The organism is Thalassospira profundimaris, from assembly GCF_003326795.1.
GTDB classification, from domain to species: domain Bacteria; phylum Pseudomonadota; class Alphaproteobacteria; order Rhodospirillales; family Thalassospiraceae; genus Thalassospira; species Thalassospira profundimaris_C.
Genome location: NZ_JPWI01000011.1, coordinates 58,160 through 72,647 on the forward strand (window position 1 = coordinate 58,160; position 14,488 = coordinate 72,647).

Consider the following 14,488-nt stretch of genomic DNA (forward strand, 5'->3'; position numbering starts at 1 on the left):
AAATCCCTTGACCGGGATACCGACCCGCTCTAAGGGCTTTTCCTTGTGTTTCGCAAATCTTGCGATTGCCATTACAATCATATTTATGAGCCCAGACCCTCTGGCCTTATATGACAGCTTGCCCTGCAAAACAATGTTACGCGCCTGCAAGTTCTGTGTGATCACGGACTTAAGCCAAAATTTGGAGACCGCAATATGACTTCGCCCAACCGTGAACAGATTGTCGCCGCACTCGACAGCGTCATCGACCCGGTCGACGGCAAATCAATCACAGCCAAGGATATGGTGCAAGGCATTGATATAAATAATGAAGTCGTCAATGTCATGATTGCGGTTGATCCCAAGCGCGGACCGGCACTCGAAGATTTGCGCCAAGCTGCTGAAAAGGCTGTTGCTTCTGTGAACGGGGTCACAACAGCCCGTGTCGCCCTGACCGCAGAACGACCAACGGCTGCAAGTCAGTCTGCCGCGCACCAACCAGCAGCTGAAAGACCGGCCCAACCCGGACAGCGTCCGCAAGGGGCGGGACAAAAACCGCTCGAATTGCCCTCTGTACGCAGCATTATCACCGTTGCCTCGGGCAAGGGTGGGGTGGGTAAATCCACGACCTCGGTCAACCTTGCCTTGTCGCTGGTTGCCAAGGGACTTAAGGTTGGCCTGCTTGATGCAGATATTTACGGGCCGAGTCTGCCGCGTATGATGGGGCTTCGTGAGGCGAAGCCGGTGCCGTCCTCCGAACATCAGGGTAAAATGATCCCGCCTTCGGCCTTTGGTATCCGAATCATGTCGATCGGCTTTATGGTTGACGAAGAACAGCCGGTGATCTGGCGTGGCCCGATGGCGATGGGGGCACTTGAACAGCTTCTGCGCGATACCGACTGGGGTGATCTTGATGTTCTGGTGGTTGATATGCCACCGGGTACGGGTGACATTCAGCTGTCCATGGCGCAGCGTGTTCCGGTCACCGGGGCCGTAATTGTTTCGACCCCGCAGGACATCGCGCTTCTGGATGCCAAAAAGGGCCTGAACATGTTCCGCAAGGTCAATGTGCCGGTGTTCGGTCTGATCGAAAACATGTCCTATTACAAATGCCCGGAATGCGGCCATGTTGATCATGTCTTCGATCACGGCGGGGCGCGCAAGGCCGCTGATGAGCTGGGCGTTCCATTCCTTGGCGAAATCCCGCTGGATCTTAAAATCCGTCTGGGTGCGGATGAAGGCACACCGATTGTTCATACAGAAGCCGACGGTGAACATGCCAAGGCCTATGGTGCCATTGCAGGGAAAATCGCTGCGGCGATTGAGGAACGCGTTGGTCCGGCCGAGGCTCCCAAGAAAAAGGGATTGTTCCCCAAGATAAGCTTCAAATAAGCACATAAAAGGGCCGCAACGTTGCGGCCCTTTCGTTTATTTGTGGGGCAATCAGGCCGACGCCATCTGGTTGGACGCCCCAAGCATCCGGTGTTCAATCACGGCCAGCATGCCAACTGCAATTGCTTGAAGGATTACAAAGCCGTATCCGGGTACGGTCGGTGTAATGAACGACATCATCAGAACACCAAGGCTGGCTGCTACCCATCCCAGATTGCCCAAGATAATGAGTAAAACCAGCGCGTTACCCGGTGTCGGTTGACGACCGGTGAAGGTCATCAGGGCCGCACAGGGAAACAGGATCAATCCGGCATAGAACAGAAGGTCGACCGGTAGCCCCAGCCATTGACCAAGCCATCCGGAACCAGCCGTCAGCAAAAGCCCAAAGCCAAGGCAGGTTGCAGCATCAATCATCAAGACAGTTTTCAGAAGTTTGGTGGAAGAAAGTGCAGCCATCATTCAAACCTTTCGGGTTGCGGGTGATGGCGACACCTTGCCGTGATCAGGGAATGATTACGATTACCTCAGAGGTAATGTTTAATCCTTTTCTTTGGTGGTAGGCTGCGAAAACTTTGAAACAGAACAGCCGATCCAATGACCCATGACGCGTTTGGAAATAGTCTTAAGGCATGGCGGAAGCAGCGCCGGCTGAGCCAGCTTGATCTGGCCGGGGATGCTGATATTTCGACCCGGCATCTCAGCTTTCTCGAAACAGGACGATCGAAGCCAAGCCGGGATATGATCCTGCATCTTGCCGACTGCCTTGATGTACCTTTACGCGAAAGAAACAGGTTGCTGGTTTCTGCCGGGTTTGCGCCAATTTATGCAGAACATGATTTTGATGGGGATGCAGGGACTGCCATTCGAGATGCGGTTGATCGGATCTTGTGCGCCCATGAACCCTATCCGGCGCTGGCGATGGATCGGCACTGGAATATGGTGGCAGCAAACCGGATTGTGCCGCTATTGCTGTCGGGGCTTGATCCTGAATTTCTGCGCCCGCCGGTAAATTTGTTGCGCCTTAGTCTCCATCCGGACGGCTTGGCATCACGGGTGGTGAATTTCGCACAGTGGCGAACGCATCTGCTCGATCGTCTCCGCCGCCAGATCGACGTGACCGGTGATCCCGAATTGATCGGACTTCATGATGAAGCCGGTCGCTACGCTATGCCTGTTGATCACGATAATATGGAAGAACCTGTTGGCGATGATGCCGGTGCAGACGCAATCAAGGGCCTGATTGTTCCGCTGATCCTCAAAACGGATGCCGGTGTGTTGCACTTTGTCAGCACGACAACAGTTTTTGGAACCCCGGTCGAGGTAACGTTATCTGAGCTCGCAATTGAAACACTGCTTCCGGCTGATGACGTCACAAGCAATGCCTTGAAACAACTTTCCTCAACACTATAGGCGGTGGAATTGTCAGGTGAATTGGTGTCTTGTCTAGTGAAATGCAGACCCGATAGCCTGACGCAGGGCATTGGTGACGATGGAGTCAAAGGTGCCATCTTCGACCATTTCAGCGATAGCGCGATTGATCAGTGCAATCTTTGACAGGTCTTTGGACCGTCTGTTCAAGGCGATGAAGGTCTGATTTTCAAAAAGGGCACTTTCAGCGCGCACGATCTGGTCTTCAAGTCGGAGCTTTTTGATCCAGATATCACCTGCTTCGCGCACCGCAATTACGGCATCAATCCGTTTGCTGATCAGCATCGAAAAATTCTGATCATCGCCGGTTGCTTCGGATGCGGAAAACAATCCTGCTCTGCGCGCACTGTCAAAGGCATCGCCATAACTCCAGCCACGAATGACTCCGACACTCATGCCTTCAAGATCATCAAGGTCACTTTCGCCAGCGAAGTCAGTTTTGGGGCGATAGATCATTAACCCTTCGCGGTGGATCGGGTCGCTAAAGGCATATCTCTTTTGACGTTCAAGATTTTTGTATATTCCGGCAATCCCGCCGTCACCGTTTTCAAGATGCATGAGCGCGCGACGCCAGGGAACTGCGATAATTTTTACCGATATGCCAGCCCGCGCGAAAACTGCCCGAACGATGTCCGGATAGATGCCCTCTGCCTGATCGTCACTGCGATACATAAACGGTGGATTGGCTTCATCAACATAGATGGTCAGGGCATGAGCATGTCTTACGGGCAACAAAGCCGCCATGCTGCAGACGATGAACCACAGAATAGTCCAGACAACTGGTCTGTAATGCCGCGCCATCTCACCCCCAACGATATCTGATATTCGTCATATGGGAACAATCGCATGCCTCGACAACGGAACGGCATATCTCCGTGTTGATAAAGAAAAACCCCGTCAGATCGCTCTGACGGGGTTTTTCTGTAAATCGGTAATACTTACTGAACAGCTTCTGCCATGAAGTTCGGCATCCAGCCTTCATTCAGGTTGCGCAGTTCGGAAAGGGACACTTTCTCGCCACCGTCAATGGAGACGGCATCGCCGCCAGCCTGGCCGATGATCACCGCAGCAACGTTCGAGCTGCTTGCTGCGTTGAGAACCTTGTCCGGATCGCGGGTTGCGATCACGTAGCGACCCTGATCTTCACCAAACAGCCATGCGATTTCGCTACCAGCTTCCGGCAGATGCAGGTCGGCACCGATATTGCCAGCAAGGCACATCTCGGCAACCGTGACCAGAAGGCCACCATCAGCAATATCGTGGCAGGTACGAACCAGACCCAGTTCAATCAGTTCACGCACCAGCGTACCGGCGCGTTTTTCTGCATTGAGGTCAACCGGCGGCGGTGCACCTTCTTCGCGACCTTCGATGGTCTTGAGATACAGCGACTGACCCAGTTCACCGGTCGCAGCACCGATCATGATCAGCGCACTGTCATCACGCTTGATGCCAATCGTTGCATGGTGACCCAGATCGGAAATCACACCAACGCCACCAATTGCCGGGGTCGGCATGATGCCAACGCCGTTGGTTTCGTTGTAAAGCGACACGTTGCCCGAAACGACCGGGAATTCCAGTGCGATACAGGCTTCGCCGATGCCCTGACATGCGCCAACAAACTGGCCCATGATACGCGGACGTTCCGGGTTGCCGAAGTTCATATTGTCGGTGATGGCAAGCGGCTTGGCGCCGGTTGCAACCAGGTTACGGTATGCTTCGGCAACGGCCTGTTTGCCGCCTTCGACCGGATCGGCCATGACATAGCGCGGGGTACAGTCGGTGGTGGCTGCAATGCCCTTGTTCGTGCCCTGAACGCGCACGACACCGGCATCGCCACCCGGACGGACAATGGTGTTGCCCATGACCAGATGGTCATACTGTTCCCAGATCCAGCGACGTGACGCAAGGTCGGGCGACGCAATCAGGGTTTTGAGCGCCTCAACATGGCTGACCTTGGCCGAAATGCTTTCGGGATCAATACGGTCCTGTTTTGGGGTCGGTTCCCACGGACGGTCATATTCCGGCGATGCTTCGGCCAGCGGATCAATCGGAAGATCACCGGCAACGTCGCCATGCCATTTCAGAACCATGCGCTTGGTGTCGGTCAGAATACCTATAACCGCAAAGTCGAGTTCCCATTTGTCAAAGATTGCCTTGGCGGCATCTTCGCAACCGGGTCTCAGAACCATCAGCATGCGTTCCTGCGATTCAGAAAGCATCAGCTCATAGGGCGTCATGCCTTCTTCGCGCATCGGGACTTTATCAAGCCACAGCTCGACACCGACACCGCCCTTGGAGGCCATCTCGAACGAGGACGAGGTCAGACCAGCTGCACCCATATCCTGAATCGCGACGATCATGTCGGTTGCCATCAGTTCAAGGCAGGCTTCAAGCAGAAGCTTTTCAGTGAACGGATCGCCGACCTGAACGGTGGGACGCTTTTCTTCGCTGTCGTCATCGAACTCGGCTGAGGCCATGGTTGCACCATGGATACCGTCACGGCCGGTTTTCGAGCCGACATAGACAACCGGGTTACCGATGCCGGCTGCAGCCGAATAGAAGATGTTATCCGCATCGGCCAGACCCACGGTCATCGCATTGACCAGGATGTTGCCGTTATAGGATGCATGGAAGTTGGTTTCGCCACCGATGGTCGGAACACCCATGCAGTTGCCATACCCGCCGATACCTTCGACAACACCACTCAGAAGATGACGGGTTTTCGGATGATCGGCCTCGCCAAAGCGCAGGGCATTGAGGTTGGCAATCGGACGTGCGCCCATGGTGAAGACGTCACGCATGATGCCGCCAACACCGGTAGCCGCACCCTGATAGGGTTCGATAAAGGACGGGTGGTTGTGGCTTTCCATCTTGAAGACAGCAGCCTGACCATCACCGATATCAATCACACCGGCGTTTTCACCCGGACCCTGAATGACCCAGTCAGCCTTGGTCGGAAGAGTCTTGAGCCATTTTTTCGAGGACTTGTAGGAGCAATGCTCAGACCACATAACCGAGAAAATGCCCAGTTCATTGATGTTGGGTTCGCGACCCATGATTTCGAGAACGAGTTTGTACTCTTCCTCGTTCAGGCCGTGTTCCTTGACCAGTTCCGGCGTGATCGGGGTGTTGAAATCGTTAGCACTCACGATGCTGCCTCCACCAAGCTTTTGAACAGATTGCGGCCATCGGTGCCACCATGGAGCGGATCAATCGCATTTTCCGGGTGCGGCATCATGCCAAGGACGTTGCCCGCCTCGTTGATGATGCCGGCAATGTTGCGCTGGGAACCGTTCAGATTGGTTGCCGGATCGACAACACCATTCGCATCGCAATAGCGCAGGATGACGCGACCTTCGCCTTCGAGGCGGTCAAGCGTTTCGCTATCGGCAAAGAAGTTGCCGTCATGATGGGCGACCGGATAGTCGACGAAATCGCCAGCCTTGTACTGGTTGGTGAAGCGGGTATCAGCGTTTTCGATCTTCAGATGCGTGTTCTTGCAGATGAATTTCAGGCTGGCATTGCGCATCAGCGCACCGGGCAGCAGGCCTGCTTCTGTCAGAATCTGGAAACCGTTACAAACGCCAAGGATGGTCACACCGGCTTTGGCGCGTTCAGCAACAGCGCGCATGATCGGGGACTTGGCAGCCATGGCGCCGCAACGCAGATAGTCGCCATAGGAAAAACCACCCGGGACCATGATGATGTCGGTCTTTGGCAGCTCGGTCTCGCCATGCCAGACCACGACCGGTTTGGTGCCGGTGGCCTGTTCGAGTGCTGCGATGGCGTCATTCTCCCGGTTGATGCCGGGGAAGAGGATGACAGCGGATTTCATGAAATACCGTCTCTCGATTAATGTCCGTTACTTGATCGCGATAGACAGGGGCCGTGCAATGACAAGGCCCCGCCCGTGCCGTTAGGCCAGCTCGATGCTGTAATCTTCGATCACGGTATTGGCGAGAAGCTTCTCGCACATTTCCTTGACCTCGGCTTCGGCCTTGGCGGCATCGGTGCCATCCAGTTCGAGTTCGATGAATTTGCCCTGACGGACGTCATTGACGCCATCAAAACCCAGGCCCTGAAGGGCGTGGTGAACGGCTTTGCCCTGGGGGTCAAGAACGCCGTTCTTCAGGGTGACATGAACACGTGCTTTCACGAGAAGCTCCTTTAAGTTCGCAGGCGCGGGGCTCGCGCGACTCTGTTTGCAAACAAAACGCTGTCCGGAAATTTGTTCCGGCCAGCCATAAGAAAAGGCCGCGCGAGCGCGGCCTTGGGGTGTTATTTGGTCGCGTCTTTGTTCAGCGACTCTATTTCGGCGGACTCAGGGAGCACACCAAGACGGCGCGCGACTTCCTGATAGGCCTCTTCGACGCCGCCGAGATCGCGACGGAAGCGGTCCTTGTCCATCTTTTCGTTGGTAACGGCGTCCCACAGACGGCAATTGTCCGGGCTGAATTCATCGGCCAGAACCAGCTGTGCAAAATCGCCTTCCCAAACACGACCGAATTCAAGTTTGAAATCGACCAGTTTGATACCGATGCCGCGCATCAGGCCGCACAGATAGTCATTGACGCGCAAGGTCATGCCAACGATTTCCTCAAGCTCATCCGGGCTTGCCCAGCCAAGTGCGAGGATATGTTCGTCAGAAACCAGCGGGTCACCAAGATCGTCGTCCTTGTAGTAGAACTCGACGATCGGACGCGGAAGACGTTCGCCTTCTTCAAGGCCAAGACGCTTTGCCATGGAACCGGCAACGATGTTACGAACCACAACTTCGATCGGAACAATTTCGCATTTCTTGCAAAGCTGTTCGCGCATGTTAAGGCGGCGAATGAAGTGGGTCGGGATTCCGATTTCTGCCAGACGGGTCATGACGAATTCGGTGATCATGTTGTTCAGGACGCCCTTGCCGGCAATCGTGCCGCGCTTCTGAGCGTTAAACGCAGTGGCGTCATCCTTGAAATACTGAATGATCGTACCGGGCTCAGTACCTTCGTAAAGAACCTTGGCTTTACCCTCGTAGATGGGCTGCTTTCTGGACATTGGCGGGATCTTTCACATCTAGGCCCGCACGGCAACTGCGCAGGCACCCTGAAATTCGCGCCCCCCGTATAGCAGTGCTTGGCGAGAAACTCAATTGTCGCTTAAGCTCTATTTACGCAAACTTGATAATCAAATTTTGCAACCGTCGCGCCATCTGACAAGGGACTGCTTATTCTGCACTGCAACCAGTTGGCAAAGCAACGTTTTGTCGCTTTGGCCGTCTCAAAGTGCGACGGGCAGAAACGGAACACTGTCAGGTTGTCCGTCGGCAAATAACCAGACCGGGCGACGGGGCAATTCATGCTCGCTGGTGGGAATCGCCGGTAATCCGATCAGCGACGAACTGACGGTCTCAAATCCCATATTGCTGCGCACCAGCATTGCGTCCGCACGCATGTCGTAATGATCGGGGTCGGGGGCCTCGATGCCGGTATCAGCCAAAAGCGCCTGCCAGGCAAACCAGTCATCGGCTTCCGGGTTGGGCGAGGGGGCCGCCCGGAACCGTGGAAGGTTACGTCTGGTGCGCGCGCTGTTTGCCGTGTCATTCAGGTCATGGGCCGTCAGGATCGAAAGGCCTTCGGGGATCTCGGTAATCTCGATCTTGCCCGTCCCGCGATTGGCCAGCCAATAGGCATCCCGGTTATCGGCAATCACCATGTTGAACGGACGATAGGCCGTCCCATCGAGTGCGGCCAGTGACTGGGCCGCATCAATCGCATCTGCATGATCAAGGGCTTCAAGGGGCAATTCGCCACGTGATCGTTTGTCTTTGGCCGGACCAAGGGTGCCAAAGCGATTGAGGACTGCGGCAACAACACCATCCTCGTTGACACCAAGCCAGGTGCCCCCGGCCGTTTCATCAAGTCCGGCAATCACATCCGGGCGGTCATCCCAGTGGCGTGCCGGGGCCTTCCAGGGGCGATTGTTCATTTCGTCTCGATTGGCGCCAATGATCACCGGCCAGTCATGGTCGGGGCGGCGTAAAATTATGACTGTGCACATGAGCCAGATCAAAGCGTGATGACAGATCATTTGTCAAATTCAAAAGTATGGAGCAAAGGGGTGAAAACGGGCTCCTTTGTTCTCAAATATATAGTCAGAATGCGACTTCCAGTCTTTGTCCTGAGGCCGGAAAATCTTCAAGGAGGGAACAGTATGAACAGCTTTAATGATCGTGAACGTGGTTTTGAGGCGAAGTACAGCTTTGATTTGGAACAGGATTTTCGCGTTGAAACGCATCTTTATAAAATGCTGATCGTTTGGGCTGGTGAACAGATGGGAATGTCACCCGATGAATGTCAGGCCTATGCTGTCAAAACAGTGGGCGAAGTGGTTGCAAACCCGCGCGACAACAGTGTTGTGGTATCCCTTCTGGCAGATTTCGGACGCAAGAATATCGACATGACGGCGTCCGAGCTCAATTCAAAACTTGAAGAGCTACGTCCGGTAGCGCGAGCAGAAGTTCTGAGCTGAAAGCCATGACGCAGGCCTTTGCCAAAAACTTCTAGTTTGCAAACATCTAGGCGGTTTCGTATCCTGCTTGCTGATGCAAAAGATGAGTGAGCGCAACCTTTTGGTGTGAGATCTTTCACCAGGGGTGAAGGGTGCTAATCAGGTAGAAGAAGGGCAAAGGCTTTGCGTATCCTTTTGGCGGACGATCACGATCTGGTTCGTGAGGCAATATCACTTCTGTTCCAGCAATATTTCGAGGATTGCGAGGTTGCAGAGGCCGGTGCGTTGGACCCGGCTTTGGACCTGATCGCTGAAAACAATTCGTTTGATCTTGTCCTGCTTGATCTGCGGATGCCCGGCATGAATGGCCTTGAGGGTCTTAAACGCGCGCTTGAAAAAGTTGCGCCATCGACCTTTGTTGTTCTTCTGTCGGGGGCTTATCGCAGCGAAGATGTGCGCAATGCCATCGAGGCAGGCGCACATGGCTTTATCCCCAAAACCCTGCGTGGTCAGGCGCTGGCGAATGCCGTGCAGCTTGTCCTGGCCGGGGAAAAATATCTGCCGTCATCCATCCTCAATGATCTGAGTGACGGTATGGTTGGCGGTGGTGATGGCGAAGGCCGTCTTGCCGGCGGCTTTGGCAATGAGGGGGATTTTGCCCGTCTGACACCGCGCGAACGTGAAGTTCTCGCCTTGTTGTCAGAAGGGCGTCCGAACAAGGACATCGCCCGTCATCTCGACCTGCGCGAGATCACGGTGAAATACCATCTGAAAAACATCTATCGCAAACTGAACGTTTCCAACCGCGCACAGGCCGTGAAAATGGCACTGGAAGATATGGCGCGTACCGGAAGTTTGTAGTAAGTTCGTCAAAGGCAGCTCTGTTTGCGGCGCAAATCCCGGCTCGTGATTTCACGGGCCGTTTTTTGTTGCCGCATCTGAATTGCTTTCCCTCGTAATGTCACCTGAAACGAGGAATAAAACATGACGATCCGATTTGCACTGGTTGGCGATTTTAATCCCGACGTAACCGCCCATCAGGCCATTCCCAAGGCCCTTGAAATTGCAGGTAACCAGATCGGTCTGCCCGCAGGATTTGACTGGGTATCGACAACCGCACTTGATGGCATTGAACCAGATCAGGTTCTTGGCCGGTATGACGGTGTATGGTGCGTACCTGCCAGCCCCTATCAAAGTCTTGAAGGGGCGCTTTCGGCCATTTCCCATGCCCGGACGCATAATGTGCCGTTTCTTGGAACATGTGGCGGGTATCAGCATGCGGTGCTGGAATATGCCCGAAATGTGCTGGGGCTGGGCAATGCGGCAAATGCCGAAATTGACCCGGATGCGGAACTTCCGCTGATCGCCCCGCTGGTTTGTGCGCTGATTGATCAGGATGGCGGGATTGAGCTTGTCAAAGACAGTCTGATCCGTTCCCATTATGGCCTCGACCAGATACAGGAAACCTATCGATGCAGTTACGGATTTAATCGCGACTATGTCGGATTGTTTGACGGGCATCCGCTGTGTGTGTCTGCCTGGGATCAGGATGGCGATCCGCGCGCGGTGGAGCTTCGCGATCATCCGTTCTTTATCGGAACAGCGTTCCAGCCCGAACGATCCGCCTTGCGCGGAGAGAACCATCCGCTGATTACGGCTTTTGTTCGTGCTGCTGCACAGAACAGGTCATAACCACCAAACGCAGATAAAAAAGCGCCCCCGGAATACGGGGGCGCAGCCTTGAGAACAGGGAGCTCTCAGGCATGTTCGGGCCGGCTGTGGACCCGTACATCTTGTAAAGTCGCAGGGGAGGTTGCAGGGGGTGTTCTGCCCGACTGCATGATGATCACGCCAACCAGAATAACCGATGTTGCGAACAAATCGGTCAGTGTGACCGTCTCTCCAAGGATCAGTGTACCGGTGGCAAGTCCGATGACAGGGGGGATATAGGTCGAACTGGCTGCTTTGACCGCGCCCAGCTTTTCAACCACATAATAATAGCAAACATAGGCAATCCCGGTGCCAAACAGGCCAAGGCCGATAAACAAACCAGCCGTTGCCAGCGGATTGACAAAGATGGCATCAATCCCGTCAAAGTCACCCACCACCAGCATGGTCGCAGATGCAAAGCCAAGCTGATAAGTGCATAGTGCAATCGGGGAAATACCAAGCGGGCTTATGAACTTTCGGGCATAGACAAAAGACAGCCCGACACAGGCCGAACCGAGCGCGATATAAACAACACCCGCAAGATCAATGCCGCCGCCAACGCCTTCCCAGGGGCGGGCAATCGTTACAATACCGGTAAAACCCAACAACAGACCACCAACCGAACGCAGATTGATCGGTTCACCCTTGAGAAACAGCAAGGCGGCAATGAAGGTGAAAAATGGAATGGCTCCGGCCAGAATGCTTGCGATACTTGATGGTAATATCGCGATGCCTTTGGCGAAGGCGTAATAATAAACCGATGCAGCCAGTAACGACATGACCACGAAGTGATGTGTATGGCGCAGATGGCTCCATTTCAGCTTGCCGTGTAGCAAGGCAGTCAGGAACAGCGGAAGAAAGCCCATACTCACCCGGATCATAACGATCTGAGTCGGGGTGATATAGTGGCTGGCCGTTTTGTTAAACAGATAGGTCAGCCCCCAGACAAGGGCGAGAAATCCGAAAACGATATAGCCATTCTTCTTCATGCCGAAAAATCCGAATTGCGATCTTTCACGACATTTACTGGTTTTGAGTGTATTATACAAATCATGCTATTTTCATCATGATATAGAAAAACTGCATTATGACGTCTTATCCACCCTTGAAATCATTGCCTGCTTTCGAGGCCGCCTTGCGTCGGAACAGCTTTGCTTTGGCGGCAAGTGAACTTAATGTCACGCCCGGTGCCGTCGGGCAGCAAATCCGCAAGCTTGAGGAATGGCTGGGGGTTGAGCTGTTCATCCGATCCGTCCGGCAAGTGACGCCGACGCAGGATGGTCTGGCCTATGCCGCCCGTATTGCGCCGGCCTTGCAGCAGATATCGGACGCCAGTGCCCATTTACGCCGCCGTCAGGATCATTCCGTTCATTTCGCCATGCCGCCCAGTTTTGCGGCCAAATGGTTTTCACCCCGCATGGCGCGGTTTCTGATCAAGCATCCGACGACAGCCCTTCATGTCGGCTCGACCGAGGAAAAGCCAAACTTTGATCAGGACGGGCTTGATATTGCCGTGCGCTATTTTGATGGCAATGACGACAGTCTTGAGGCTGTGTTGCTGTATCGCGGGCAGGCGGCAGTTTATTGCGCGCCATCTTACCGCGATGAACTGGGGCTGGAAACACCGACTGATCTGGTTCGTGCAACCCTGATCAATGATACCAAGCATCACTGGTGGGCCGACTGGCTGGCGACGTTCGCCGATATGCCGCCGGAACAAAGCCGACAGATCAAGCATATCGATATTGATCAAACCGCTATGGTGATCGAAGCCGCCATTCATCATCAGGGGGTGGTGATTGCCAACCCGCTTCTGACCGAGGAAGATGTGATGGAAGGAAAACTAATCCATCTGTTTCCTGATCAGGTCATGACGGTGCCCCTTGGCTATTATCTGGTGCACCCCAAAAAGCGCGAATTGCGCAGTCATGTTCGGCTGTTTAGGGACTGGTTGCTTGATGAAGCCCGCGATCTTGTGACCAGTCAGAAACATTGATTGTTGCAACAAAAAAAGCCCCGGCCAGAAGACCGGGGCTTTGATTTTTTGAACCGGGTTGCCGTTAGTCGGCAAACACGCGGGCAAAGATCGTGTCGACATGCTTGGTGTGGTAACCAAGGTCGAACAGGGCTTCGAGCTTGTCCATCGGAATGCGTGCGGTGACGTCTTCGTCGGTTTTCAGAAGCGACAGAAGATCGCCTTCGCGGTTCCAGACCTTCATCGCGTTGCGCTGAACGATACGGTACGAATCTTCGCGCGAAACACCATATTGGGTCAGGGTCAGCAGCACGCGCTGCGAGAAGACCAGACCACCCATCTGGTTGAGGATTTCGTCCATGCGTTCCGGATAGATGACCAGGTTTTCAACAACGTTGGTCAGGCGCATCAGGGCGAAATCAAGCGTTACGGTCGCATCCGGACCGATGTTACGTTCAACCGAGCTGTGCGAAATATCGCGCTCATGCCAAAGGGCAACGTTTTCCATTGCCGGAATGGCCATCGAACGTACCAGACGGGCAAGACCGGTCAGGTTTTCGGTCAGAACCGGGTTACGCTTGTGTGGCATCGCCGAGGAGCCTTTCTGCCCCTTGGAGAAGAATTCCTCAACTTCGCGAACTTCGGTGCGCTGCAGGTGACGAATTTCGGTTGCCAGATGTTCGATCGAGGATGCGATAACCCCAAGGGCTGCGAAATAGGCCGCATGACGGTCGCGCGGGATGACCTGGGTCGAAACCGGTTCCGGTTTCAGGCCAAGCTTGGCGGCGACATGTTCTTCAACGCTCGGATCGATATTGGCGAATGTGCCAACCGCACCCGAAATGGCGCAGGTCGCGATTTCTTCACGCGCCACAACCAGACGATCACGGTTACGTTTGAATTCAGCGTAGAAGGTCGCAAGCTTCAGGCCAAAGGTCACCGGTTCTGCGTGGATGCCGTGCGAACGACCCATGCAGGGGACGTCTTTGGTTTCATAGGCGCGCTTTTTAAGCGCGGCCAGAAGCTTGTCCATATCTTCAAGCAGGATGTCGGTTGCCTGAACGAGCTGCACGTTAAAGCAGGTATCAAGTACGTCCGAGCTGGTCATGCCCTGATGAACAAAGCGTGCTTCTTCACCGACCTGTTCGGCCAGTTCGGTCAGAAACGCGATGACGTCATGTTTGACTTCGGCTTCGACGGTGTCGATGCGATCAATACGATCCTGGGTATAGGGCTTGTCGCCTTTTTCCCAGACGAGCTTGGCGGACTCAGTCGGGATAACACCCAGTTCAGCCAGTTTGTCAGCAGCGTGTGCTTCGATTTCGAACCAGATACGGAATTTGTTCGCCGGTTCCCAGATGGAGGTCATCTGCGGACGGGAATAACGGGGGATCATGCGGTCGCCTCCGGGCATAATGGTTGGGCGCCGGGGGATGATGCGAATGATCGGAATGCGTGATCAATTGCACGATCATAGGGCCGGCACGCTTTCACCGGGTCGGATAGTCC

The 14,488-nt window shown here is 54.4% G+C and carries 15 protein-coding genes; 6 read left to right on the forward strand and 9 right to left on the reverse strand.

Features of this window, described 5'->3' with window-relative positions; genetic code table 11:
* Positions 1-195: 195 nt before the first annotated feature.
* Positions 196-1,371 (forward strand): Mrp/NBP35 family ATP-binding protein, encoded by a 1,176-nt coding sequence (locus tag TH30_RS16040; protein ID WP_114099114.1) that lies wholly within the window; start codon positions 196-198, stop codon positions 1,369-1,371.
* A gap of 51 nt (positions 1,372-1,422) precedes the next feature.
* Here TH30_RS16040 and TH30_RS16045 read toward each other — a convergent pair whose 3' ends face one another.
* Positions 1,423-1,827, reverse strand: a complete 405-nt coding sequence (locus TH30_RS16045) for a hypothetical protein (RefSeq protein WP_147252027.1) — start codon at positions 1,825-1,827, stop codon at positions 1,423-1,425.
* 138 nt (positions 1,828-1,965) lie between these two features.
* On the opposite strand from TH30_RS16045, the gene TH30_RS16050 reads away from it, so the two are divergent.
* Entirely contained in the window at positions 1,966-2,781 is an 816-nt protein-coding gene (locus TH30_RS16050; protein ID WP_114099117.1) for a helix-turn-helix domain-containing protein, read from the forward strand.
* Positions 2,782-2,814: 33 nt separating this feature from the next.
* On the opposite strand, the gene TH30_RS16055 is transcribed toward TH30_RS16050, so the two are convergent.
* The 6 genes from TH30_RS16055 to TH30_RS16080 form a co-directional block, all read right to left on the reverse strand.
* Positions 2,815-3,600 carry a substrate-binding periplasmic protein gene (locus TH30_RS16055; RefSeq protein WP_114099118.1) on the reverse strand — a complete coding sequence of 262 codons (786 nt, stop codon included), beginning with the start codon at positions 3,598-3,600 and terminating at the stop codon, positions 2,815-2,817.
* Positions 3,601-3,737: 137 nt separating this feature from the next.
* Positions 3,738-5,948 (reverse strand): phosphoribosylformylglycinamidine synthase subunit PurL, encoded by a 2,211-nt coding sequence (gene purL / locus TH30_RS16060; RefSeq protein WP_114099119.1) that lies wholly within the window; start codon positions 5,946-5,948, stop codon positions 3,738-3,740.
* A complete protein-coding gene (gene purQ, locus TH30_RS16065) occupies positions 5,945-6,634 on the reverse strand; it encodes a phosphoribosylformylglycinamidine synthase subunit PurQ (RefSeq protein WP_114099120.1) in 690 nt (229 codons plus the stop codon). The genes purL and purQ overlap by 4 nt, the downstream gene beginning before the upstream one ends.
* Positions 6,635-6,715: 81 nt before the next feature.
* Positions 6,716-6,955 (reverse strand): phosphoribosylformylglycinamidine synthase subunit PurS, encoded by a 240-nt coding sequence (gene purS, locus TH30_RS16070; protein WP_008891731.1) that lies wholly within the window; start codon positions 6,953-6,955, stop codon positions 6,716-6,718.
* A 122-nt stretch (positions 6,956-7,077) separates the two neighbouring features.
* On the reverse strand, positions 7,078-7,842 hold the full coding sequence (gene purC / locus TH30_RS16075) for a phosphoribosylaminoimidazolesuccinocarboxamide synthase (protein WP_114099121.1): 765 nt from the start codon (positions 7,840-7,842) through the stop codon (positions 7,078-7,080).
* A 222-nt stretch (positions 7,843-8,064) separates the two neighbouring features.
* Positions 8,065-8,844 (reverse strand): NRDE family protein, encoded by a 780-nt coding sequence (locus TH30_RS16080; protein WP_181850340.1) that lies wholly within the window; start codon positions 8,842-8,844, stop codon positions 8,065-8,067.
* Between the two features lie 153 nt (positions 8,845-8,997).
* Between TH30_RS16080 and TH30_RS16085 the strand changes: the two genes are divergently transcribed.
* From TH30_RS16085 to TH30_RS16095, 3 genes are all read left to right on the forward strand, one after another.
* Positions 8,998-9,315, forward strand: a complete 318-nt coding sequence (locus TH30_RS16085) for a DUF1476 domain-containing protein (RefSeq protein WP_114099123.1) — start codon at positions 8,998-9,000, stop codon at positions 9,313-9,315.
* Positions 9,316-9,477: 162 nt separating this feature from the next.
* Entirely contained in the window at positions 9,478-10,155 is a 678-nt protein-coding gene (locus TH30_RS16090; RefSeq protein WP_114099124.1) for a response regulator, read from the forward strand.
* 123 nt (positions 10,156-10,278) lie between these two features.
* Positions 10,279-10,986 carry a CTP synthase C-terminal region-related (seleno)protein gene (locus TH30_RS16095; RefSeq protein WP_114099125.1) on the forward strand — a complete coding sequence of 236 codons (708 nt, stop codon included), beginning with the start codon at positions 10,279-10,281 and terminating at the stop codon, positions 10,984-10,986.
* A gap of 65 nt (positions 10,987-11,051) precedes the next feature.
* On the opposite strand, the gene TH30_RS16100 is transcribed toward TH30_RS16095, so the two are convergent.
* Positions 11,052-11,993 carry a DMT family transporter gene (locus tag TH30_RS16100; RefSeq protein WP_114099126.1) on the reverse strand — a complete coding sequence of 314 codons (942 nt, stop codon included), beginning with the start codon at positions 11,991-11,993 and terminating at the stop codon, positions 11,052-11,054.
* Between the two features lie 98 nt (positions 11,994-12,091).
* Between TH30_RS16100 and TH30_RS16105 the strand changes: the two genes are divergently transcribed.
* A complete protein-coding gene (locus tag TH30_RS16105; RefSeq protein ID WP_114099127.1) occupies positions 12,092-13,000 on the forward strand; it encodes a LysR substrate-binding domain-containing protein in 909 nt (302 codons plus the stop codon).
* 64 nt (positions 13,001-13,064) lie between these two features.
* On the opposite strand, the gene purB is transcribed toward TH30_RS16105, so the two are convergent.
* On the reverse strand, positions 13,065-14,375 hold the full coding sequence (gene purB, locus TH30_RS16110; protein WP_114099202.1) for an adenylosuccinate lyase: 1,311 nt from the start codon (positions 14,373-14,375) through the stop codon (positions 13,065-13,067).
* Positions 14,376-14,488: the final 113 nt, after the last annotated feature.